General features: G+C 69.4%; 17 protein-coding genes. 6 read left to right on the top strand and 11 right to left on the bottom strand.

What is annotated here, in order from left to right:
- Nucleotide 1: 1 nt before the first annotated feature.
- From rplM to SK571_RS22350, 7 genes are all read right to left on the bottom strand, one after another.
- Nucleotides 2–445 (bottom strand): 50S ribosomal protein L13, encoded by a 444-nt coding sequence (rplM, locus tag SK571_RS22320; protein WP_189160352.1) that lies wholly within the window; start codon nucleotides 443–445, stop codon nucleotides 2–4.
- 256 nt (nucleotides 446–701) lie between these two features.
- A complete protein-coding gene (locus tag SK571_RS22325; RefSeq protein WP_319986012.1) occupies nucleotides 702–980 on the bottom strand; it encodes a WXG100 family type VII secretion target in 279 nt (92 codons plus the stop codon).
- A gap of 73 nt (nucleotides 981–1,053) precedes the next feature.
- Complete coding sequence (locus SK571_RS22330) at nucleotides 1,054–1,362, bottom strand: WXG100 family type VII secretion target (RefSeq protein WP_319986013.1); 309 nt, start codon at nucleotides 1,360–1,362, stop codon at nucleotides 1,054–1,056.
- A 150-nt stretch (nucleotides 1,363–1,512) separates the two neighbouring features.
- Nucleotides 1,513–1,905, bottom strand: a complete 393-nt coding sequence (locus SK571_RS22335) for a hypothetical protein (RefSeq protein ID WP_319986014.1) — start codon at nucleotides 1,903–1,905, stop codon at nucleotides 1,513–1,515.
- Nucleotides 1,906–1,928: 23 nt separating this feature from the next.
- A complete protein-coding gene (locus SK571_RS22340) occupies nucleotides 1,929–3,740 on the bottom strand; it encodes a type VII secretion-associated protein (protein ID WP_319986015.1) in 1,812 nt (603 codons plus the stop codon).
- Nucleotides 3,741–3,824: 84 nt separating this feature from the next.
- Entirely contained in the window at nucleotides 3,825–4,094 is a 270-nt protein-coding gene (locus tag SK571_RS22345; protein WP_319986016.1) for a hypothetical protein, read from the bottom strand.
- Between the two features lie 397 nt (nucleotides 4,095–4,491).
- Nucleotides 4,492–7,320: an AfsR/SARP family transcriptional regulator gene (locus SK571_RS22350; RefSeq protein WP_319986017.1), complete on the bottom strand. Its 2,829-nt coding sequence runs from the start codon at nucleotides 7,318–7,320 to the stop codon at nucleotides 4,492–4,494.
- Between the two features lie 93 nt (nucleotides 7,321–7,413).
- Between SK571_RS22350 and SK571_RS22355 the strand changes: the two genes are divergently transcribed.
- A complete protein-coding gene (locus tag SK571_RS22355) occupies nucleotides 7,414–7,659 on the top strand; it encodes a hypothetical protein (protein ID WP_319986018.1) in 246 nt (81 codons plus the stop codon).
- Between the two features lie 632 nt (nucleotides 7,660–8,291).
- On the opposite strand, the gene eccCa is transcribed toward SK571_RS22355, so the two are convergent.
- Entirely contained in the window at nucleotides 8,292–12,317 is a 4,026-nt protein-coding gene (gene eccCa, locus SK571_RS22360) for a type VII secretion protein EccCa (RefSeq protein ID WP_319986019.1), read from the bottom strand.
- A gap of 230 nt (nucleotides 12,318–12,547) precedes the next feature.
- Between eccCa and eccD the strand changes: the two genes are divergently transcribed.
- Nucleotides 12,548–13,951 (top strand): type VII secretion integral membrane protein EccD, encoded by a 1,404-nt coding sequence (gene eccD, locus SK571_RS22365; RefSeq protein WP_319986020.1) that lies wholly within the window; start codon nucleotides 12,548–12,550, stop codon nucleotides 13,949–13,951.
- Entirely contained in the window at nucleotides 13,948–15,360 is a 1,413-nt protein-coding gene (mycP, locus tag SK571_RS22370) for a type VII secretion-associated serine protease mycosin (RefSeq protein WP_319986021.1), read from the top strand. The genes eccD and mycP overlap by 4 nt, the downstream gene beginning before the upstream one ends.
- A gap of 69 nt (nucleotides 15,361–15,429) precedes the next feature.
- On the opposite strand, the gene SK571_RS22375 is transcribed toward mycP, so the two are convergent.
- The 3 genes from SK571_RS22375 to eccB all read right to left on the bottom strand — a co-directional run bounded on the left by SK571_RS22375 (nucleotide 15,430) and on the right by eccB (nucleotide 18,549).
- Nucleotides 15,430–16,500: a WXG100 family type VII secretion target gene (locus SK571_RS22375; RefSeq protein ID WP_319986022.1), complete on the bottom strand. Its 1,071-nt coding sequence runs from the start codon at nucleotides 16,498–16,500 to the stop codon at nucleotides 15,430–15,432.
- Complete coding sequence (locus SK571_RS22380) at nucleotides 16,500–16,829, bottom strand: type VII secretion target (RefSeq protein ID WP_319986023.1); 330 nt, start codon at nucleotides 16,827–16,829, stop codon at nucleotides 16,500–16,502. The genes SK571_RS22375 and SK571_RS22380 overlap by 1 nt, the downstream gene beginning before the upstream one ends.
- A 103-nt stretch (nucleotides 16,830–16,932) precedes the next feature.
- Nucleotides 16,933–18,549 (bottom strand): type VII secretion protein EccB, encoded by a 1,617-nt coding sequence (eccB, locus tag SK571_RS22385; protein ID WP_319986024.1) that lies wholly within the window; start codon nucleotides 18,547–18,549, stop codon nucleotides 16,933–16,935.
- A gap of 159 nt (nucleotides 18,550–18,708) precedes the next feature.
- Between eccB and eccE the strand changes: the two genes are divergently transcribed.
- The 3 genes from eccE to SK571_RS22400 all read left to right on the top strand — a co-directional run bounded on the left by eccE (nucleotide 18,709) and on the right by SK571_RS22400 (nucleotide 22,540).
- A complete protein-coding gene (eccE, locus tag SK571_RS22390; protein ID WP_406602018.1) occupies nucleotides 18,709–20,031 on the top strand; it encodes a type VII secretion protein EccE in 1,323 nt (440 codons plus the stop codon).
- Nucleotides 20,028–20,756, top strand: a complete 729-nt coding sequence (locus SK571_RS22395; protein ID WP_319986026.1) for a hypothetical protein — start codon at nucleotides 20,028–20,030, stop codon at nucleotides 20,754–20,756. The genes eccE and SK571_RS22395 overlap by 4 nt, the downstream gene beginning before the upstream one ends.
- 221 nt (nucleotides 20,757–20,977) lie before the next feature.
- Nucleotides 20,978–22,540 carry a S8 family peptidase gene (locus tag SK571_RS22400; protein ID WP_319986027.1) on the top strand — a complete coding sequence of 521 codons (1,563 nt, stop codon included), beginning with the start codon at nucleotides 20,978–20,980 and terminating at the stop codon, nucleotides 22,538–22,540.
- Nucleotides 22,541–23,286: the final 746 nt, after the last annotated feature.

Below are 23,286 nucleotides of genomic sequence, written 5' to 3' on the forward strand. Positions count from 1 at the left end.
CTCACTGGGCGATCTTCTTGATCTCGAAGGCCTGGGGCTGCTGCGCCTCGTGCGGGTGGCTCGGGCCTGCGTAGACCTTGAGCTTGTTCGCGATCTGACGGCCAAGGCGGTTCTTGGGCAGCATGCCCTTGATCGCCTTCTCCACCAAGCGGTCCGGACGGGTGTCCAGGACCTCGCCGAAGGACTGCTTGCGCAGACCACCGGGGAAGCCGGAGTGGCGGTACTGGAACGCCTGGTCGCGCTTCGCGCCGGTCAATGCGACCTTGTCAGCGTTGATGATGACAACGAAGTCACCAGTGTCAACGTGAGGCGCATAAGTCGGCTTGTGCTTGCCGCGCAGCAGCGTCGCGGCCTGGGTGGCGAGCCGGCCGAGCACCACGTCCTGGGCGTCGATCACGTGCCAGGTGCGGGTCACCTCACCGGGCTTCGGGCTGTACGTGCGCACGGATCTACCTCGTCGTCACTTGCGTCTGGGGTCACTGCGGCGGTTGCCCCAGACCGATCTTGGACGAACCAAGCGGTGGTTCCGAGACAGGCGCGGCACACATGGGCGCCAGCTACCGCACAACAACGTCAGAAGATACCGGATAGGGGGCGCCGGGACCAAAACGGCCCCTCCGAAGCACCCGCCCTTGGACGTACGTGAGCCCCGGACCACGTGGTTCCGGGGCTCACGAAGGTCTAGCTGAGGTCGAGCAGGCTTACCAGCGGCTGAGGTTCTTCTTCTCAGCGGACTCGTAGGCCTCGCCGGCCTGACCCACGGCGACACCGATGGCGGCGAGCACCTTCTGCAGGTCCGCAGCGGCTTCGTCCCACTTCTGCTGCGCGGCCTGGTAGGCCGCAGCCGCGTCACCGCTGTAGCCGGACATGGTCTTCACGACCTCGCTGCGGAGCTCGTCGAGCTGGCCGTCGACCTGCGTCGCCGAGCTGCTGATGGTCGAGGCCGCCTGCTGGATCTCGGCGAACGTAACCTGAAGCATTTCATCTCCCCTGGGAAACTTGGAAAAAGATCAGAAGGTCTTGCGGTACTGCGAGCTACGACAACGCGGCGGATCAGCCGTTCAGACGGCTCTGCAGGGCGGAGATCGAGGACGAGTTGTCCTCTTCCTGGGTGGCGTAGACGGTGGCGGAGCTCGCGATCGACTCGGCGATGGTGTTCAGCGCCTCGGAGACCTTCTTGGCGTCTTCCTGGAAGCGCGTCATCAGCGTCATGAAGGCGGTGTTCGCGTCGCCCTTCCAGCTGGAGCTGACCTGGTCGACGGCGTTCTGCACCTGGCGGAGCGTGCCCTGCGTCGACTGGTCGACGTCGATGATGCGCTTGGCCAGGGCGTCGAGCTCGGCTGCGGTAACTTCCAATGCCATTGGGAGATGCCCCCTTCAAGGAACTTCAGGTCGCGTACTTCTTGGTTCGTACGCCTCTTACGACGCAAGACCCTGCCATGCCGGTTCCGCCCTGTCGCGACTTCTTTGGAAGTAGTTGCGCTAGTAAACGGCTCCGGGTGAAACCGAGGGTCAGTAGAGGATTCGCGACTGCGAAAAGTCCTCGTCATCGTCACTCACACGAGGAAGCCGACCACTCGGACCGGCGACGGCCGAAGAACCGAGAGTGGCCGGTTCCGTCTCAACTGGAACGGAAGCGGGAGCGGTCAGTTCGGCGGCGTCCGGCACTTGCTCGACGGCCAGACCGCGGTCGGCACGGAACCCGGCGGAGGCGTTCCGGAGGTCGTCCGGGGTGGTCTGAGCACCGGGATCGACCTTGCGCTCACGGGCCTGCGCCGCCAGGTCACGTGTGCGTTCCCGCAGCTTGGCGTTGCGTTCACCGATCTCACCCGACGCGCGACGGGCGCGGGTGACCGCTGCTCCGACCTCGGCGCGGAACCGGGCGAGGACCTCGGTGGCGGACATCGGCGACTCCCTGACGTTTGCGGCTACGGCTTGATGACGAGTGAGCGGACGACCTGCTCGCAGGCGGTGCGGACCTGGGCTTCGGTGGTTTCCGTCGCCTGGCAGCCCACGCTCACCTGGTGCTCGCCCGCGAACTGGATGTACCAGTCGACACCGGTCGTCCCGACCACTTCGCGATAGTGAACAACAGACTTCCCCGCAAATGTGGTGTCTTCGGAGAAGTCGGCGACCTCGTCGCCTTTCTCCTTGCGTTGCTGATACGTGTTCTTCAACTCACTCAGTGCGCGGGTGCGATCCGAGTCGCTGTTGTACTTAAGTGTTTGCTCCTGCACAGCAATACGGGCATCGGGTTGTTTGCTATCGGAATTCTTGCGATCAATCGGTTGCAGGAGCACCTGCCGGTCGGGGGCGGCACCGCCCGTCTGCTCCCACCCGTCCGGCCGCGTGAAGCTGTAGTCGTAGATGGCGATCTGGTCGGCGGGAGGAGTCGGCTGCTTCTCGTCGCCGGGCTTCAGCCAGAAGTAACCGCCGACGCCGGCGGCCGCGAGCACGATCACGGCACCGATCGCGATGAACAACGGCGCCTTGCTCCTGCGCGGCGGAGGCGGCGGCGAGGCCAGGGGGAACGACGTGGGGAACTGCCCCGGCGGCGGGGGCGTGATCCGGCGGGTGATCTTGCGGGTGGCCTCGTCGCCGACCCGCAGGTTGTGAGTCACCTCACCTGAAGGACCTTTGGGCTGGGGCGCCTTGGCCACGCCACCGGTCCGTTCCGGATCGAGGCTGACCGCTCGCAGCGCACCGCGGGCCACCACGGTCTCCGGCTGGTCGATGCTCGTCGGCACCACGCGGATCTGCTCGTGCACCATGCGCGCGACCAGCGGGATCCGGCTGGACCCGCCGACCAGGAACACCCCGGCGAGCTGATGGGGCGCGAGACCGGCGTCGCGGACCGCGGCACCGGCGAGCGCGGCCGCCCGGCTGATCGGCTCGGCGATCAGCTGCTCCAGATCGGAGCGCGTCACGTGCGCGTCGGGGAACGGCGGCGGCATCGGCACGTCGGTGTAGGCGTGCCGCGACAACGTCTCCTTGGCGCCCCGCACGTCCTGCCGCAGCACCCGCCGCTTGCGCCGGTCGGCCATCTCACGACCCTCGACGAGCTGCCGCCACGCCTCGGGGTCCTTGGCCGCGACCAGTCCGCCGACGTGGTCGAGCAACGCCTGGTCGATGTCCGCGCCGCCGAAGCTCGGGTCGCCCTTCGCGGACAGCACCCGGAAGCTCTTGCCCGCCCGCGCCACCACGCTGGCGTCGACCGTGCCGCCGCCGAGATCGAGCACGGCGAGTGCGGCACCGTCCGGAATGGAGTGGCTCGCGGAGTGGAAGACGGCGGCGGCGACGGGTTCGGGCACCAGCACCACCTCGCGGCCGAGCCCGCGGGCCGCCTGCAGCAGGACGCGGGTGCGGACGGTGCCCCAGTCCGCGGGGTGGGTGAGGACGAGGAGGTCGACAGGCGCTCCGCCGCCAACGCGCCGTGCTTCTCCCACGGCCCGTGCCAGCACCGCCCGCACAACGTCCACAACGGGCAGCACGGTGCTGCCGAGCAGCAACTCCCCCTCGTCGACACGGCGCTTCGGGTGCGGCTCGTAGCGCGCGGGATCGACCGCCGCCTGGCGTTCGGCCTCCTGGCCGACGAACAACGTGCCGTCGGCGGCGGCGAACACGGCGGACGGCACGAGCGGCTGGCCGTCGAACACGACGACCTGCGGCTCCCGCCCGTGCGCGGAGATCGCCACACAGGTGCTCGACGTGCCGAAGTCGACCGCGACGTGCAGGCTCATGCACCTTCCCCTCTTTCCGCGCACATGCTTACCCGATGCGACTGAGCTGGACGACACGGATGACGAAGGTCGCCGTGTCCGATTTCAGCCCAGCGCCGCCACGCGCGCGGCCACCACGTCGGCCCGGGGGTCGTTTCTCGACCGATGGATGTCGGCGGCTTCCTGCCAGGCGGCTGCGGCTTCGCCGACCCTGCCCTGGCCGACCAGGACCTCGCCGATCAGCCCCAGGCCGTCGGTCACCCCGTCGATGTCGTTGACGCTCCTCATGAACTCCACGACCGCTCGCAGCTCGGGTTCGGCCTCCGCGTACCTGCCCCCACCCGGCGAGCGCGGCCGCGCGGTAGGCCCGCACACGGATCGAGAGGAACTCGTCACCGTGCCGGGCGGCCAGTGGCGCAGCGATCTCAGCCTCCGCCAGCGCCTTCTCCCACTCCCCGTCCGCGTTGAACCGGCTGGCCAGGTTGCAGTGGCCGAGGATCTGCAAACAGGTGTCACCGATCTCGGCCGAAATGGCGAGGCACTCGCGCATGTACGTCTCCGCTTCCTCGCGGCGCCCGAGCGTGCGGAGGGCCTTCGACATGTCGAGCAGCACTCCCGCGATCGAGACCAGCTCGTCCACCGACACGAACCGGTTGGGGCGCAACAACAACGTCGCCAGCAACGTCTGCACCCGCCCGGCGGGAACCGCCACCTGCTCCCCGTCGAGCAGCACTTCGAGCGGGCCCAGCACCCGGAACTCGACGCTCACGCGTCACACCCCTCGCCGGGCCTGCTCCAGCACGGCCCGCAGTCGTTCCACCGCGTTGGCGTCACCCGCGTCGGCGTAGTCCTCCAGGGCAGTGGTCGCGACGTCGATCGCCTTGTGCACCAGGCCGAGCGCGAGGTCCGCCTCGGCGACGGCCGCCAGCGCGCGCACAGCTCCACGTCGTTCGCCGAGCCCCTCGAAGACCGACAACGCCTTCTCCGCGTTGGTCAGCGCCATCCCGGCGTCACCGAGAGCGAGCTCGATCTGGGACAGCTGGACGGTGCAGTAGGCGATGCCCCGGACATCGCCGGGCTCCTTCATCAGATCGAGCGCCTCACGGCACGCCTCGTCCGCCCGCGCGAGATCACCACCGGCCAGTGCGCTCGACGCGATCCGGCTGAGCACCAGCGCGGCCTCGCCGTGCCTGCCACCGCCCCGGCTGCTCGCCAGCGCCTCGTCCAGCACGCGCACCGACTCCTCGTAACGGCCCGCGGACGCGAGCATGGTGCCCAGCTCACGCAGATTGCCCACGCACAGGTTCGGGTCCCCGCTCGCTCGTGCCGCGGCCACCGCGCGTTCGGCCAGCTCCACCTGTGGCTGCCCGGTGTGCACCATCGTGTAGTAGGTCAACGCGCCCAGCGTGGAAGCAAGCTCGGCGTGAGCGCCCATCGCCTCGAACGCGTCGGCACAGCGCGAGTACCCGGCGAGCAGGTCGTCGGTGACCCCTCGCGTGGTCCGCTGGTACAGCAGGTCCAGCTCCGAGCGCCACGCGACGAACTCGTTCCCCTCGGCGAACGCCGCGTCCCTCAGGAGTTCGCGCAACTGCACGACCCGCTCGTGGGAGAAGTAGACGTCGAGGTAGAAGAACGCGCGGTCGACGAGGTTGGCGGCCTCCTGGATCCAGTTCTCCCGCAGGCAGTACATGATCGCGTGGTCGATGTTGACCTTCTCCGCCAACAGGAACCGCTCGTCGTGCGCGAGCCGCTCGATCTCCGACCGGTCGAGCACGGTGGACACGGTGATGGGCTGCAACGGCAGTTCGTCTCCGCCCGACCAGCGTGCGATGCCCAGATCCACGAGGGTCAGCAGCAGTTCGACGTAGTCGCGCATGGCCGCCTTGACGACCTCCGCGTCCTCTCCGCGCACCAGTTCGGCGGCGTACACCGCGAGCAGGTCGTGCAGGCGGTACCGCGGCTCGCCGGTCACGTCCAGGCCGACCTCGTCCAGCAGGTTCGCCTCCACCAGCCGTTCGACGAGCCGCTCCCCGTCGCCACCGGCCAGCACCCCGACCGTCCAGGAGGCCACGTCCGTCGCGCCGAGCAGGCCGAGCCTGCGGAACGCCGTGGCCGCGGCCTCCGGCAGCGCCTCGTAGCTGGGGCCGAAGGTCGCCCGCACCTCCAGGTCACCCATGGTGAGCTCGTCCAGGCGATGACGTTCGTCGGACAGCCGGCGGGCCAGCGACCGCAGGGGCAGCGACTCACGCGCGGCGAGACGGGCACCCGCCACCCTGAGTGCGAGCGGCAGTCCGCCGCACGCGCCGGCGATCGCGCTCACCGCGGCGGGGTCGGTGCCCGCCCGTTCCGCGCCGAGCACGCTCGACAGCAGGGTGACGCCGTCCTCGGCGCTCAGCGGCGGCAACCGCAGGCTCCGCACACCCTCGACCTGGACCAGCTGCTGCCTGCTGCTGATCAGCACCGCGCACCCCGGCGTCCCCGGCAGCAGAGGCCTGACCTGCTCGGCTCCTGCCGCGTCGTCGAGCACCACCAGCATCGAGCGGTCGGCGAGCTGAGCCCGGAAGGACGCACTGCGCGCCTCCACGCCGTCCGGCACGGCGGAGGTGGGCACGTCCAGCGAGACGAGCAGCTCGGCGAGCACCTCGGACGGGTCGCGGGGATCGCCACCGGCACCGTTGAGCCGGACGAAGAGCTGACCGTCGGGGAACCGGTGCCGCAGCCGGTGCGCGGCCTTGATCGTGAGCGCGCTCTTGCCCACACCGGGCGCGCCGGTCAGGACGACCACCGGGACGCCGGGAGCGGTGAGTCCCTCGTCGACCCGGCGCAGCACCTCCGCCCTGCCCACGAACCCGGCGGTGTCGGGCGGCAGCTGGCAGACGACCTTGCGCCGGGTCACCTCCGTCTCGCCGTTGAGCAGTGCGAGGTGCAGCCTGGACAGCTCCGCCGAGGGGTCCACGCCCAGTTCGTCGGCCAGCAGCGCGGTGATCTCGCGGTAGCTCTCGAGCGCCTCCGCCTGCCTGCCGGAGCGGGCCAGCGCCGTCATCCGCTGCGCCCAGAACCGCTCTCGCAGCGGGTGCTGCCGCACGAGCTCACCCAGCTCCGCGACCAGTTGCTCGGCCTCGCCGCGGTCCAGGTCGGCGTCGATCCGGCGCTCCAGCACGCCGACGCGTTCGTCTTCGAGGCGCGGCACGTCCTCGCGGTGCAGCGCGTCCGATGCCACGTTCGCCAACGCGGGCCCGCGCCACAGTTCCGTCGCCGAGGCGAAGTCACCCTCGCGCACGAACTCGCGGAAGCGCAGCAGGTCGAGCTCCTCCGGCGCCACCTCGACCAGGTAGCCGCCCGCGGTCGTGCGCACGCGGTTCGCCTCGCCGAGCGCCTGGCGCAACCGCAACACCGTCGTCTGCAGTGTCTTGTGCGCACGGTCGGCGGTAGGCGGTTCGCCGTCCCACAGCCGGTCGATCAACTCGTCGACGGACACGAACCGGTTGGGGCGCAACAGCAACGTCGCGAGCAGCACCCGGCCGCGGCCGGCTGGGACGAAGACCGGTTCACCGTCCGCCAGCACCTCGAGCGGGCCGAGCACCCGGAACTCGACGTTCACGTTCACCCCCCAGGACACGGTCCTCTCGGGACGAGTGTGACACCGGCTCACGACACCCCGCAGTTCTTCGCCGGGGGCCAGCAGAGTTCGGCGATGCGGTTGCGCAGCTTCTCCGGCGAGGTGGCCGCGTTCCAGCCGCGGCACGCCTCGTGTGTCCGAAGTGGAGGCAGCCAGGCCGGTCGTCCCGGTGTCCGCGCTCCCACTCGGCCGGTGGGAACCGTCGGCGGTGCACCGTCCCGCGCGCGCGTGCTCGACCACCCGCCTCAGCACGCGGTACTCGGCTCGCAATGGTCCCTCAGGTTCCACGACCAGTTCGGACGCGGTGTGATCGCGGTGTGAGCAAAGTGTGAGCGGGGTCGGGCACAGTGGTTCTCAGCGGTGCTGGTGGCAGGGTTTCTTGGGGGGCCACCAGCACCGCATCACCAGTTTCCGGGGTCGTCCAGCACCGTGTGACCGAAGTGTGAGCGCGACCGGGCAGAGTGGTTCTCAGCCGGATCGACGAGAGTGACATTGAGTTTCTGGGGGATGTCACGATCGCCGAACTCCTCCTGGCCGCCCCTCCCAGTGGTGCGGTCCGGGTGGAACTCCGGTCATGGGGGGTGCCGGACAGTCCCCTGCTGTTCGGTGAAGGCCCGCGGCTTCGGCTGCGGGCCTTTTTCATTGCCGGGAACCGGTGTCATCAAGACGTGAGCGATGCGTGAGCGGTGTGCGGCAGAGTCCTCCGCAGCCGGTTCGGAGGAGTCAACCTGGGGGATGGCTCGGACGAACAGGATCCGGAACGCCGGTGCGGTCGCCTCCCTCTTGACCGCATCGGCGTTCCGGGTTCGGCGGATGGGGGGCAGGTAGTGCCCCTGCTACCTGGAAGGGCCCGTGGCTTCGGCCGCGGGCCTTTGCCGTTCACGCCGCGAAACGACTCGTGGGTGGCCCCGCCGTTGCGGCGAGACCACCCACGAAGACGTTGCGACGACTTTCTAGTCCGGCGGGATCCAGGCGAACTGGATGCGCTGCTGACCGTGCTTGCGGGTCACCAGCGTGCCCCGGCCGGGAGGCTGCGGCGACGGCTTGAGGTTGCCGACGATGTTGCCCTCCTCCTTCGAACCCGAACCGATGAAGATCGGCGCCGAGATCTCCTTCAGCTTGCCCATGATCGGGTCGTACAGCGCACGGGACGCACCACCCATGCGGCGGACGACGACGACGTGCAGACCGACGTCCTTGGCCTGCGGGATGAACTCGGCCAGCGGCTGCATGGGGTTGATGCCACCCTGCGGAGCGACCAGGTCGTAGTCGTCGACGATGACGAAGACCTCGGGGCCCTTCCACCAGGAACGGTTCTTGAGCTGCTCCTGCGTGACGTCCGGGCCGGGCATGCGGCCGGCGAGCGAGCCCTTGATCTCCTGGATGTTCTGCGTGAACTGCGGGCCCGACACCGCGTAGGTGAGCAGGTGGTCGGTGTCGATGAAGCCGAGCATCGTGCGGCGGTAGTCCGCGAGCAGGATCAACGCCTCGGACGAGGTGTAGCTCTGCATGATGCCGCGGACGATCGTGCGCAGGATGTTCGTCTTGCCCGACTCACCGTCCGCCAGCGCCATGAAGTGCGGGTCCGCGTCGAAGTCCAGGTAGACCGGCGCGAGCTCGTCCTCGTTGACACCGATCGGGACGAGGTGCCCGCGGTTGGGGAACGTCTGCTGGACGTGGGCCATGAACTGCCCGTGGTCGAGAAGGTCGGGCAGCATCCGGACCTGCGGGGCGTGCGGGCCCTGCCAACCCGCCGTGAGCTTGCTCGCGAGGTCCGCGATACCCGCCGTGACGCTGTTCGCGTCCTGCGAGGTGTCGATGCGCGGGAGGCCGACGAGGTAGTGCAGCCTGCGCCCGGTGGAACCGTCCATGATGATGCCGCGGCCAGGACGGCCCGGCGGCACGTTGACCGCCACCTTGCGGTCGACCTCGGACTCGCTCGGGTCACCGAGCCGCAGCTCGAAGCGCGTGCCGAGGAGGTCCTTCATCGCGGGCCGGATCTCCGCCCACCGGCTCGCACCGATGATCACGTGGACGCCGTAGGACAGACCCTGCGCGGCGAGCGCCTGGATCTGCGGCTCGACCATCTCGAACTCCTGGCGGAAGTTCATCCAGCCGTCGACGATCAGGAAGGCGTCGCCGAACGCGTCGTCCTTGATCTCACCGCGACGCTTGCGGTTGCGGAACTCGGCCAGCTCGATGCGCTGGTCGCGCCAGCGGAGCTCGCGCTCCGAGATCAGCGTCTGCAGCTCGGCCACCATGCGGCGGACCTTGTCGACGTCGAGACGACCGGCGAAGCCACCGACGTGCGGCAGGTCCTCCATCGCGGCGAGCGAACCACCACCGAGGTCGATGCAGTAGAACTGCACCTCCTCCGGCGTGTGGGTGAGCGCCATCGACGCGATGATCGTCCTGAGCATCATCGACTTGCCGGACTGCGGACCACCGACGACCGCGCCGTGGCCGGCCGCACCGGAGAAGTCCGCCCACAGCAGGTCGCGGCGCTGCTCGAACGGCTTGTCGACGATGCCGACCGGGATCTGCAGCGTGCTGTTGGCCGGGTAGCCGGGTGACGTGAGACCGCGGTCCGGGGTCACGTCGAGCGGCGGCAGCATCGTGTCCATCGTCGGCGGCTCGTTGAGCGGCGGCAGCCACACCTCGTGCGCGGGCGGGCCCTGACCGACGAGGCGGTCGACGATGAGCTCGAGCTGGGTCGGCTCGTTCGCGTCCTCCTTGACCGGCTCCGCGACCTTGACCGGCTCGAGCGGGCGCTCCGGCTCCTTCGGGATCTCGATGAAGTCCGGCACGAAGAAGCGCGGGCGCTTGTCGCTGCGCACGGCCACCGACTCACCGGCGGACTGCATGCCCGCGGGCCGGTAGGTGCCCGAGACGTAGAGCGCCTTGAACCTGGTGAGCGGCATGCCCTGCACGCTCAGGTAACCCGAGCCCGGGATCGGCGGCAGCTCGTAGGCGTCCGGCACACCGATCGCCGCACGGGACTCCGCCGCGTTGAACGTCTTCAGACCGATCCGGTACGAGAGGAACGTGTCCAGACCGCGCAGCTTGCCTTCCTCGAGCCGCTGCGACGCGAGGAGCATGTGCATCTGCAGCGACCGGCCGACACGACCGATCTGGAGGAAGATGTCGATGAAGTCCGGCTTCGCCGTCAGCATCTCGGAGAACTCGTCGATGCAGATGAACAGCGCGGGCAGCGGGTCGAGCTGGGCGCCGTTCTCACGGGCCTTCTCGTAGTCCCAGACGTTCTTGTAGTTGCCCTTCGCCAGGACCTCCTGACGACGCGACACCTCGCCCTCGATGGCGTCCTTCATGCGGTCGACCAGGCTGAGGTCGCCGGCGAGGTTGGTGATCGTGGCGGCGACGTGCGGTGCCTTGTCCAGACCGAGGAACGTCGCACCACCCTTGAAGTCGACGAGGATCATGTTGAGCGCCGTCGACGAGTGCGAGGCCAGCAGACCGAGCACCAGCGTGCGGAGGAACTCCGACTTGCCGGAACCGGTCGCGCCGATGCACAGGCCGTGCGGGCCCATGCCGTCCTCGGCCGCTTCCTTGATGTCGAGCTCGACCGCCTGGCCGTGCTCACCGATGCCGAACGGGATGCGGTAGCGGTCGCGCTTGGGCCGCGGCCGCCACGCCTGCTGCACGTCGAACGTGATCGGGTCGCCGGGGATGCCCATGAACTCGAGCAGCGGCGGGTTGTTGCTCATCGCCAACGGGTCCTCGCCCGAGTCGCCACCGGCCTCGCCGGCGGCGCCCATGCGGTAGGGCGAAAGCCGGCGGGCGAGCGCCTCGGACTCCACGATGGACAGCCGGTCCGGGGCACCGAACCACTCGACACCGCTCGCGGAACGGGCACCCAGCTGGTTGTTCTCGACGACGAGCCGCAGACCGCGGCGAGCCGTCAGGTTGCCCAGGCACTCGCTCAGATCCAGCAGCGTGACGCCGACCAGACCCTCTTCGAGGATGATCATCTCTTCGCGGCTGATGTCGCCGTCGTCGATGACGATCACGATGTGCGGCTGGTCGGGCGGCGGCGGGGCGTTGCGGGTGAACCGCTGCCGGTCGCGCAGGTTCTCGTCCAGCATCGCCTCGATCTCGGCGAGCGAGTTCGCCATCATGCGGCGCTGGCCGATGCCGTCGATGTCGGTGGGGTGCTGCGCGTGCGGCAGCCACTTCACCCACTCCCACAACTGCTTGGTGCGGCCCGCGCTGACGACCGCGATCAGCAGGTCGTCCGGGGCGTGGAAGGTGACGAGCTGGGCGATGAGGGCGCGTGCGAGGTCGCGGCGGTCCTCGATCTCGCCGAGCAGGCCGACCGCGGCGAAACCGCGCAGTGCGATGGAGATCGGGAGGTCGGGCACGAGCGAGTGGGCGCGCACGAAACGGCGCAGCGCCAGCGTCGCGATCGGCTCCAGCTCCTCGACGGGACCGGTCTGCGGCGGCACCAGGCGGGTCGCGAGGCGCTGCGAGCCCCGTCCCGCGCGCAGGTGGCAGAAGTCCGGGTCGTTCTGACGGCGTTCCCACATGCGCCTGGTGGTGGCGAGCGACCACAGCATCTGCGGGTCCGGGTGCACCCACTCGCGTTCGGCGCGCTGCTCGTCGGCGGCTTCGCGGGCTCGGTCGCGCATCTGGCCGAGGTACCGCAGGTAGTCCTTGCGGTCCTCGTTCATCTCGGCTTTCTTCTGGCCCTTGCCCGAGCCCATGCCGCTCGCCATCATGCCGATGGTCGAGATCATCATCATGCCCGGCATGATCATCGCCGCGGGCTGCCGCGGCATGAAGACGAGCATCATGCCCATCATGCCCATCGACGCCACGATCATGACGACGGGCATCGCCTTCATCATGATGTTGCCGGGGATGATCCGGGGGACCTCGGGTGGCGGTTCGAGGTGGACCTCACCGCCCGGAGGCCGGGGAGCAGCAAGGCGTGCCGTTCGCTTGAACTGCAGCGTGCTCAACTGACAGGCACCTCTTCGACTCGTTACGCCACCAGTAGCAACCGACACTATTGCGCATCCGCGCGCGTCACGAAGGTGGGTCGGAAAAAAACCCAGTCGAACGTGTTCTGCGAACCACACGTGCAAGAGGCGTCGGTGCGGCCATACTAGGGCCGCTCGGCAACCGTCCAGGTGGACCAATAGGGTCGGGCACATCGTTTGCAAGCGCTGATCTGACTTAGGGGGCCCTGGTGGCGACCGGTACGACGGTGTTCAGCCGTGTCACGGTGGTGGCACCTCGAACGCGTATCGACGTCGCGCTGCCTGCCGACGTGGCGGTGGCCGATCTCCTGCCCATGTTGCTCGACATGGCGAGAGAGGCCACTCCGGACGGCGGTGTGCGGCACGGTGGCTGGTGCCTCGCCAAGCTCGGCGACAACCCGCTCGACCCGGCGCGCACGCTGGCTTCGCTCGGCGTCGTCGACGGCGAACTGCTGCAGTTGCGGCGCCGCAACGAGAATCCGCCGCCGCCGTTGTACGACGACGTCGTCGACGCGATCGCGGAGTCCGATCCGGACTCCTTCCGGCCGTGGACCAAGGAGACCGCGCAGCGGTTCGGTCACCTGGCCGGCGCGCTCGCGCTGATCGCGTCCGCGGTGGCGTTGTTCCTGTCCGGCCCGATCACGCAGGGCGGTTCCGGCAGCGGTCTCGCGGCCGCCATCGCCGGTGGTGTCGGCGCGATCGCCATGCTGGCGGCCGGTGCGACCATCGCGCGGGCGTACAGCGCGGCGTCGACCGGCGTGCTGATCGCCGCGTGCGGTTCGCTGCCGCTGGCGTTCGTCGCGGGCTTCCACGCCGTGCCCGGCGTCGGCTTCAACCCGAAGATGCTGCTCGCGTCCGCGCTGATGATGATCTTCGCGTGGGGCGGCATCCTGTTGATCGGCCAGGGCATCACGGTGTTCATCGCCGCGGCGACCGGCGGCACGCTCGTGGCGCTGGCGTTCCTCGTCGCGACGTTCGTCGAGCACCCGCTGTCCGGCGTGGCAGCCGCGACCGGTGCCGTGGCGCTCGCCGCGCTGTCGATGCTGCCGAGGCTCACGCTGCAGCTGGCCAAGATCCCGCCGCCCGTCGTGCCGACGAACGCCGAGGACCTCAAGGAGGACAGCGGCTTCCCGGAGTACGCGGTCATCGAGCGTCGCACGGCCGTCGCGCACGAGTACCTGACGGGCATGATCATCGGCACCGGCGTGGTCGCGGCACTGGCCGCCATCGTCGCCGCGAGCGCCGACACGGTCTGGGGCCCGATCTACGGCGTGGTCGTCGCGATCGTGCTGATGATGCGCGGCCGGGCGTACGCGAACGGCGCGCAGGCCGTGGCTCTGCTGTCGACCGGCATGTTCGCCAGCGCGGGCATCCTGCTCGGCTGGCTGATCTCGTCGACCTCGTTCAACCGCATCGCTTTCGTCTTCGGCACGCTGCTGGTGCTCGGCGCGCTCGCGCTGGTGCTCGGTGTGATCTTCCCCGGCCAGAAGTTCTCGCCGCCGTTGCGCCGCACCGTCGACATCATCGAGGCGATCCTGATCGCCTCCGTGCTGCCGCTGGCGCTGGCGGTCATGGACATGTACCAGGTGTTCCGAGGCTTGATCACGCTATGAGGACCGGCATCAGGCGCACCACGGCGGCCGCGACCGCCGGACTGCTTCTGCTGACGGGGACGCTGCCGCAGGCCTCCGCTCAGCCGTCCTCCACACCGGCGGCCGCGCGGCCGAACTCGGTGCCGCCGGACCTTCCGCCCGGCACCCAGCCGCCCGCCGACACGGGCGCACCGGACGTGAAGTACGAGCGCACCTCGAAGGGGTGCGTGGAGTCCGACACCAAGAGCGAACTGATCGAGTACATGCCCTGGGGCCAGGTCTACCTGAACCTGGAGCAGGCGCACAGGTTCGCCAAGGGCAAGGGCATCAAGATCGCGATCATCGACACCGGTGTCGACCCGCGCAACCCCCGCTTCGGCGGCAGGGTTCAGGGCGCCGGTGAGTACGTCTTCGGCAACGCGAACGGCACCGACGACTGCGACGGCCACGGCACCGAGGTGGCCGGTGTCGCCGCCGCGGCCAAGACCGAGGGCGACTTCGTCGGCGCCGCACCGGAAGCGACGATCCTGGCGATCCGCCAGACCAGCGACCGGTTCGAGTTCAAGGGCGACGCGAACAACGAGAAGCGCGCCTCCGCCGGCAAGGTCGGCACGCTGGCGATGGCCATCGTCCGCGCGGCGAACCAGGGCGCCAGGGTCATCAACATCTCGCTGACGAACTGCAGCTCTCCCAAGGGCTTCAGCGCGGACGACCAGAAGCTGCAGGCCGCGATCCGGTACGCCGTCGACGTCAAGGACGCGGTGATCGTCACGGCCGCCGGCAACCTGAGCGACCAGGGAACCGGCTGCGGCGCCCAGAACAACAACCTGGACCCGACCAACGTCAACTCGGTGTCGTCGCCGGCGTGGTTCGCCGACGACGTGCTGTCGGTGGGGTCGATCGCGCGCTCCGGCGACGTCTCGTCGTTCAGCGTCTGGGGTCCGTGGGTCAGCATCGCCGCACCGGGCGAGGAGATCATCTCCGTCGACCCCAAGGGCACCGGCCTGACGAACGCGAACGTCACCGCGCAGGGCGTGCAGGACATCAAGGGCACGAGCTTCGCGTCCCCGTACGTCGCGGGCATCACGGCGCTGGTGCGCGAGCGGTTCCCGAACCTCAAGGCGCGTCAGGTGATGGACCGCCTCAAGGCCACGGCCCTGCACCCCGGCAACGTGTCCGGCAAGGACAACAAGGTCGGCTTCGGCATGGTCAACCCGGTCGCCGCGCTGACCGCGGTGCTGCCCGGTGAAGCGGCCGGGTTCACGGCCGCGGAGCCGAAGGTGATGAGCACGAACGTCACCCCGCCGGCTGGGCTCGACTGGCCGCCGATCATCGTGGCGCTGAGCGGCATCGGTGTCGGTGGCGCACTGCTGATGCTGACGCTGTTCATCCGCAACTCGCTCAACCGCAAGCGCAAGCAGCCCGCCTAGCGCTCGCAGCAGAGCGAAATGGCCCCGCCGGATCACCGGCGGGGCCATTTCCGTTGTCGGGCAGGAGCTTCAGTCGTCGTCGCCGATCGTCTTCGGCGCGGCCTTCTTGGGTTTGCCGAGCAGGTCCTCGATCGAGCCGGTGAGCCGTTGCTTCGGCTTGTGCTCCTTGTCGCCGCCCTGCTGCCCGCCGCTCATGCCACCCATCATCGGCGCCATGCCGCCCATCATGCCGCCGGCAGGGGCCCCAGAACGGCCACCAGCGGCCGCGGCGGGCTGAGCCGCCCCAGCACCCTTGTCCGCCAGCGGAACCTGCTCAGCGACGCCTGTGGCGCCTCCGAACTGCATCGGCTGCTGGGCCGCGGCAGCAGGCGCGCCGACCGAGCCGACCCCACCGCCGACTCCTCCGCCGACACCGCCACCACCGCCGCCGACCGAGCCGCCCGGCGACGCACCCGTGCCCGCGGCGGCGGTGGCCGAAGCCCTGGCCGGTTCGGGCGTCGTGGTCTCGGGCTTGGCGGGCGCCGTGTAGGTCCAGTTCTGCTCGGGGTACTCGTGCTCCATCCGCACGGCACCGAAGCCGCCGGCCTCGCCGGAAACCCCGTCGCACAGCTTCAGGAACGCCTCCAGCACCTGCCGCGCGGACTCGTGCAGTTCGCGGACGGGGTCCTTGAGCTCCTCGATGTGCCTGATGGCGCGCTGGTCGCCGTCCAGCGGCAGCGCGGCCGTGCCGGACACCGAGTCGGCGGCATCGGCCAGCACGTGCGCCATGTCCTGCACGATGACGCGAACGCCGTCCGCGGTCTCCTCCAGCGCGTCCGCCATGGCGTTCATCGCGTCGGACATGTCGCCGCCCGCGAGCCCCACCTTGCGCATGTGCTCGAGGAACGCGTCGGCGTCCTTGCCCTGCCACCGCGCGTCGACTCCGCCCAGCGGCGCCGAGACGTGGTTGTTGACCGCCTCGGTCACCTTCGCGGCCTTGCGCCAGCGTTCGGCTTCCTCGCGCAGGTCGTTCCAGTCGCCCACCAGCGGGTCGAAGAAGTCGTGCACGAGGTCCACGACCCCGAGCTTGCGGCTGACCTTCGAGAGGTAGTCGAGCTCGGGACCGACCTCTGCCGCGATCTGCTTGCCGTCCTTGGCCATCACAGCTCCCCGTACCGCCGGTCGGCCTTCTTGATGGCCCGCAGACTTTCCTCGTCGCCTTGCCCGTACTGCTTCGCGACGGCGTGCAGTCCCTTGGAGGCCGCCTCGAGCGCGTCACAGGCGCGGGCCAGCTGCGAGTTGAGCAACTCGGCCGCACGCGCGTACCCCTGAGCGGTACCGACGGTTCTGCCGATCTCGCCGAACGACTGCGGGCGCAGCGGGGACACCTTCATGGCGTCCCGCACCCGCCTCAGGTCATCCGTCGTCCCGTCGATGCGGTCGGCGTACTTCTCCAACCACTCGGCATCGACGCTGATACGACCGGCCACAGCTAGTCCCCCTACGACACTCCGGGTGCTGAGCGCGGTGGCGGTCAGCGACCACCACCACGCTTTGTCCGCATTCGACGGTGATGCACCCGGAGCGGTTCCGCTACTTCTGCTGAACCGCCTGCGGATCCTTGATGGTGCCCTTGGGCGCCGGGATGGAGTCGTAGCTTCGGTTCGCCTCGTTCTTGTTGAGCTGCGGCCCCATCGGCAGCAGGCTCAGGATCTGGTTCGGTGCCGGTGGGAAGCTCCCGTCGAGCCCCAGCGCCGTCGCCGTCGCCCCGTCCGGGACGCCGTAGCGGACACCGCGGCCCGTGACGATCTGCACCGGGCCGGTCCCGAAGTCGTTCTTGCCCTGGCTCGCCCGCACGACGGCGGCCTTGCCCGGCAGCATCAGGAACTGGTCGATGATCTCGCCACCCGCGCCCGGCGAACCGAGCTCGGCCGGGGTCATCTCCTTCGGGCCCGGCAGCGCGGAACCGATCGTCACCGAGGTGTGCTCGGCCCGGTTGTCCGCGGCGACGTTCTCGGCCTTCCAGCCGAGGCACAGCACGACGTTGTTGGCGTTCGGCTCGAGCGTGGTCGGGATCTTGGTCGGGTACGAGTCGAGAGCGAGCGGGTTCTTCGGGTCCCGGTGGTCCGCGATCGCGCTCGGCGAGAGCTTGATGGCCTGCCGGTTGTTCGAGTACGCCCAGCGCAGCAGGTCGCCGACGGTCTCCTCGACGGTCTGGAAGCCGTCCTCCAGCGCGACCATGGACTCGAAGCCGTTCTGCCGCTCGACCTGGACGACCTCACCGATGTTGACCTTGGTCTCGGTGACGTACGTCGCCGGCTTGCCCTGGTTCGGCATGACCGGCGCGGTCAGCGGAGCGACCTCGGGGATCGCGTTCAGCAACGCCGTGCTGATCGCACGGGGCTTCTTGTTCTTCAGCTTGAGGGCGTTGAGAGCCTTGTCGTTCTTCAGGTCCACCTCGGCGCGGACCGTCGACGACGAGATGTCCCGCAGGGACTGCGGCGTCTTGTAGATCAGGTACGCCTTCTTCGCGCCCGTGCGCTGCTGGACCAGCACCGCCTCGCCGCCCAGGTCCGGGTTGCCACCGCTCACGCCCGCGATCACGGAGGTCTTGATCTGGTTCTCCGCCGCCTGGTCCTCGCGGAACTTGTCCAGCTGGAGGGTGTCGCAGACCGACCACTGCGCGTCGATGCGGAGGTCCTGCTTCGGCAACACGTCCGGCGCGTCCGGCAGACCGGTGAGCCTGCCGCGCGGCAGGTTCGCCAGGGCCTTCTCGCTCACGAGCTTCGGGGTGCCGCCGGCCGCCTCCGCCGGGGCGCCCGCCGTGCCGGCCGGTGCGTCGCCACCGCCTTGGCCCTGCTGCGCGTCGGGGCTGTTGCGCGAGAGCCAGAGCAGCCGGGCCGACGCCAGGTTCGTCATCGGGATCAGCCGCCGCGGCGAGCTGTCGACGACGTAGACCTGGCCGGTCTCCTTGCTGATGGCGATCTGCGTCTCGTCGTCGAGCCTCGGCGCCGGGCTGAAGAGCCCGATCACGAGGAACACGATCAGACCGAGGACGCCCAGCACCACACCCACCGCTGTAGCGCGCGAGTGGATGCTCATGGGGTCATGCAGCATCACCGCGTCTCTGCGGACAAGAGCTGACTGCATCCGCTTCAGGACGAATTGGTAGGCCTGGACCTGTGCCTTGGTCGTGGGTGTTGATGCCATTCTCGGCTCGCTGCTCTCCCAGTCGCGGTACGGTTCGGCAGGATAGCCGGACGCAGGTTGCTCCGTGGGCCGGTTCGCCAAGCCCACCGACCATCGAGGGGAAAGAGACCACAACGGATGTCCGTGACCACTCCACATCCGCCCCGGCCCAACCCAGGGATGGCACGGCCGCCGCAGGGACCCGCAGGTCCTGGCCAGCAGGCACCCGCGCCTCCGCGTCCGGTCGGGCGTGTCCGTCGCAGAGCCGCCGGCGTGAGCCTCGGCTCTTTGCCCGTCTCGAACGTAGTCACGATCGAGGTCGGTCTCGCCATCGCCCTCCTCGTGCTCACGATCATGGGCGTGAAGAACGACGCCGGCGCGCTGAACGTCGTCTCCGTCTCGATCGCCGGCGGTGTGCTCCTCGTCGCACTGATCCTGGCGTTCACCCGATCGCGTGGCCGCTGGCTCACCCAGTGGATCGGCGTCCGGCTGCGCTACAACTTCCGGTCGCACAGCCGCACCGCGAAGCGCGTGGAGTCGCAGGAGTCCAAGCCCGGTGACGACGAGATGCAGGTGCTCGGCCCGGAGGACCCGCGCGTCGCGTTGCTGCGCCTCGCGATCCCGGACCTGGTGATCGCGAAGGGCGTCGACCACGAACGCCGCCCGCTCGCGCTGTCGTGGCACGACGGCGTGTGGACCGCCGTGCTGCTGGTCGACCCGACGCCGCCGCTGATCTCCGCGGTCGGCTCGGCCCCGTCGCTGCCCCTGGGAGCGCTCACACCCTGCCTGGAGGACCGCGGTGTCGTGCTCGACGCGATCACCGTGATCTGGCACTGCTACCCCGGCAGCGCGGCACTTCCGCCGAACTCGCCGGCCGTCAGCTCGTACATGGAGGTGCTCGGCCCGCTGCCCGCGGCGGCCCGGCGCACCACGTGGATCACAGTCCGGCTGGACCCGCGCCGCTGCGGCGAGGCGATCCGCGAGCGCGGCGGCGGCGTCGTCGGCGCGCACCGGGCACTGATCGGTGCGTTGTCCCGCGTCCGCAACGCCCTGGAGTCCGCGGGCGTCACGATCCGTCCACTCGACTCGGACGAGCTGCTGCGCGCGGCGATCTCGTCGGCCGAGCTCACCGCAGCCGTCGGCAACACGAACCCGGTGTCGTTGCGGGAGAAGTGGTCGGGCGTCACCGCGGGTGGCGTCGGTCACGCCAGCTACGCGATCACCGGCTGGCCGTCCAAGGGCCTCAAGGGCAACCTGAACTCGCTGACCGGTGTGCGCGCTCTCTCGTCGACGCTCGCGATGTCCATCTCGCCGTCCCGCGAGGACGGTCAGGTCTCGCTGCGCGGCCTGGTGCGGGTGAGCGCCCGCACGCCGAGCGAGCTGGACCGCGCCGAGGACCAGCTGTCCAAGCTGGGTGACAAGCTCGACATCACGCTGACCCCGTTGCGGGGCATGCAGCTCGCGGGCCTCGCCGCGACGCTGCCGCTGGGAGGTGTGGCATGAGCTCGTCGTCCCGTCTGCTCGACACGCGCGGCCGAGGCGCGGTGGCACCGGAGTTCCTGGTGTCGCCGAACATGCTCGACCTGGTCAGCCCCAGCGGCGACCGCGGCGGCATGATGCTCGGCCAGGGCACGAAGGGCGAGCCGCTCAGCGTGTCCGTGCTGCGCCCGACGCCGACCCGCATGGTGGTCGTCGGCGGCCTGTACCTGGCCCGCCAGATCGCGTTGCGCGCCATGGCGACCGGAGCGTGGATCATCATCGCGACGGGCCGCCCTCAGGCGTGGCAGCCGGTCGTGCGCGCCGCGGGCCAAGGCCCGGACGGCCGTCCGTCTCAGCTGGTGCAGCTGCGCCGCCTGTCCCCGGCGGACCTCCCGCGCCCGACCGAGGACATGCCGTTGCTGGTGATCCACGACGGCGGCCACGTCCCGCAGGAGCTGTTCCCGCCGCGCGCACCGTGGCAGACCACGATGTACGTGCTGCCGTACCTGCACCCGCAGGCGTCGTCCACGGCGAACAACGCGGACCTCGTGCTCCTGCAGCGCCTCCCGATGGGCCAGGCGCAGCTCGCCGGTCAGATGTGGCGCCTGCGCCCGCAGATGTTCCAGCAGCTCACCCAGCTCAAGGACGACCAGGTCATCGCGATGGGCCAGGACATGTGGGCGCACCTGCGCCTCTACACGACCCCGGCCGAACAGCAGATCCTGGGAGCCGTCCGCAGAGGCGATTGAGACGCTCGGCGAAATAGGCGAAACTTGCGCCCCGAACGGACAACCGTTCGGGGCGCAATTGTTTTGTAAATAGATCAGCTGCACCAACTAATTCACATGATCAGGCAAATCTGTTGATTCGGCATTCGAAGGCAATTTCGTGGACCTTCTTGTGCGAAATCAGTCCGCGCCACTAAGAAAACTCTCACCTGCACAACCCTGCGACGAGGGAGCTTGCTGCTATGGGAGAATCGTGGGCCAGACGAGCGGCTGGAATCGGGCTGGTGGCGGGCACTGCGCTCGTCCTGTCGTCCGTCTCCGCCACCGCTGCGCCCGAGGGGGAGATTCGCAACCTCGGTGCGTCCAACGCGGTCAAGGACCACTACATCGTCGTCCTGAAGGACATGAGCACGTCAAGCGTGGACAGCCTCAGCGCTAAGTACGGCGCGAAGGTGAAGCACTCGTACAAGTCCGCTTTGCGCGGTTTCTCGGCGCAGATGTCCGAAACCCAGGCCAAGCGCCTGGCAGCAGATCCGGCAGTCGCCTACGTCGAACAGGACGGCGAAGTCCGCATCTCCGACACGCAGGCCCCGACCCCGTCGTGGGGCCTCGACCGCATCGACCAGCGCACGCTCCCGCTGGACAACAGCTACACCTACCCGAACCGCGGCGCGGGCGTCACCGCGTACATCATCGACACCGGCATCCGCCTCACCCACACCGACTTCGGCGGCCGCGCGGTGTCCGGCGCCGACACCGTCGACAACGACGCCGACGCCTCGGACTGCAACGGCCACGGAACCCACGTCGCGGGCACCGTGGGCGGCACGAAGTTCGGCGTCGCGAAGGACGTGAAGCTGGTAGCCGTCCGAGTCCTGAACTGCTCCGGCAGCGGCACCTTCGCAGGCGTCATCGCGGGCATCGACTGGGTCACCGCCGACGTCCAGGCCAACCCGGCCCGCAAGCCCGCGGTGGCGAACATGTCCCTGGGCGGCGGCGCCAACCAGACCGTCGACGACGCCGTAGCGCGCTCCATCGCAGCAGGCGTCACCTACGGCCTGGCAGCCGGCAACGACAACGGCGGCAACGCCTGCAACACGTCCCCGGCCCGCACCCCGGACGCAATCACCGTGGGCTCAACGGACCGCACCGACGCCCGCAGCTCGTTCTCGAACCTCGGCACCTGCCTCGACATCTTCGCGCCGGGCCGCGACATCACGAGCGCCTGGCTCACGAACGACGACGCCACCAACACCATCAGCGGCACCTCGATGGCCACCCCGCACGTAGTAGGCGCAGCAGCCGTCTACCTGGGCTCGTCCCCGACGGCAACCCCGCAACAGGTCCGCGACGCCCTGGTGGAGAACGCCAGCTCCGACGTGGTCACCAGTCCCGGCACCGGCTCCCCGAACAAACTCCTCCAGATCACCGGCACGGCCCCCGGCAACCCGCCCGGCCAGTGCCCCGCGATCACCAACGACACCGACACCGCCATCCCGGACGCCAGCGAGGTGAAGTCCCCGATCACGATCGCCGACTGCAACGGCAAGGCCAGCACCACCGGCTCCGTGAAGGTGGCCATCAAGCACACCTACCGAGGCGACCTGGAGCTGGCCCTGATCTCCCCCTCGGGCATCGTGAAGGTCCTGAAGGTCAGCAACGGCTCAGACAGCGCTGACGACCTCAACGCCACCTACGCCGTGAACGTGTCCGCAGAGGACGCCAACGGCACCTGGCAGCTGCGAGTCCGCGACCTCTACCGCCAGGACACGGGCCACATCGACTCGTGGACGCTCGACATCTGATACCAGCCGCACCACCCAGGAGCCCCCGGTGCCACCCGCCGGGGGCTCCTCCCTTTCGCGGGAGGGCAGGCAGGCTGACGCAGGGGTACCCCCTGGCACAGAGTCCCCCGCGACCCAACGTACAGAGCAGGTCTGACACTCCGACGAGGTCAAAGGGGCGCTAGGCGGCGACCGGACGAGGCGGGGCGCGGCAAGGCAGGACCGCGGCAGCCAGAACGAGAGAAGGCGAGGCCGCGGCGGGGCGCAGCGGCGGGGCGGGGCGGGGTGGGCGCAGCGGGGCGGGCCGGGCGAGGCGCGGCCCAGCGCGGCGGAACGCGGCAGGACAGCGCGAGACAGTGGTGGGGCAAGCGGGGGTGGTGGGCCCGGCGGGTGAGTTGGCGCGGTGGGCTGGCGGGGTGAGTTGGGTGCTGAACCTCAAGCGAAACAGCACGCGCCCCGACCCAGGGCCGCATCGCAGTCAGGCCTCGCGGTAAGAGCCCGATCGCACGCGACGCCGAAGGCGAGCCGACCTGATCGCCCGCAACACCACAGACCGCCAGCTCAACCGCGACGCCGAAGGCGAGCCGTCTTTACCAAGCGGTCAGGGTGGGGTGGTCCCGTCACGAGTCGCACCTCAGCCCTTGCTGCATCTGAAGAGGAGGGTCAAGTCGACACGCTCTTCGTCGACCCTCCTCTTCAGATGTGGCCCGCTCTGGTGCGGCTCGTGACGGGACCACCCCACCACCGCACCCCTCTAAGCAACGCAA

This window comes from Lentzea kristufekii, assembly GCF_033949925.1.
Lineage (GTDB): Bacteria > Actinomycetota > Actinomycetes > Mycobacteriales > Pseudonocardiaceae > Lentzea > Lentzea kristufekii.

Bases quoted from the DNA above. Each gene is read 5' to 3' on its own strand.
- SK571_RS22325 (WP_319986012.1), bottom strand. From the start codon at position 980: ATGCTTCAGGTTACGTTCGCCGAGATCCAGCAGGCGGCCTCGACCATC.
- SK571_RS22330 (WP_319986013.1), bottom strand. From the start codon at position 1,362: ATGGCATTGGAAGTTACCGCAGCCGAGCTCGACGCCCTGGCCAAGCGC.
- SK571_RS22335 (WP_319986014.1), bottom strand. From the start codon at position 1,905: ATGTCCGCCACCGAGGTCCTCGCCCGGTTCCGCGCCGAGGTCGGAGCA.
- SK571_RS22340 (WP_319986015.1), bottom strand. From the start codon at position 3,740: ATGAGCCTGCACGTCGCGGTCGACTTCGGCACGTCGAGCACCTGTGTG.
- SK571_RS22355 (WP_319986018.1), top strand. From the start codon at position 7,414: ATGCGGTTGCGCAGCTTCTCCGGCGAGGTGGCCGCGTTCCAGCCGCGG.
- mycP (WP_319986021.1), top strand. From the start codon at position 13,948: ATGAGGACCGGCATCAGGCGCACCACGGCGGCCGCGACCGCCGGACTG.
- SK571_RS22375 (WP_319986022.1), bottom strand. From the start codon at position 16,500: ATGGCCAAGGACGGCAAGCAGATCGCGGCAGAGGTCGGTCCCGAGCTC.
- eccB (WP_319986024.1), bottom strand. From the start codon at position 18,549: ATGGCATCAACACCCACGACCAAGGCACAGGTCCAGGCCTACCAATTC.
- eccE (WP_406602018.1), top strand. From the start codon at position 18,709: ATGGCACGGCCGCCGCAGGGACCCGCAGGTCCTGGCCAGCAGGCACCC.
- SK571_RS22395 (WP_319986026.1), top strand. From the start codon at position 20,028: ATGAGCTCGTCGTCCCGTCTGCTCGACACGCGCGGCCGAGGCGCGGTG.
- SK571_RS22400 (WP_319986027.1), top strand. From the start codon at position 20,978: ATGGGAGAATCGTGGGCCAGACGAGCGGCTGGAATCGGGCTGGTGGCG.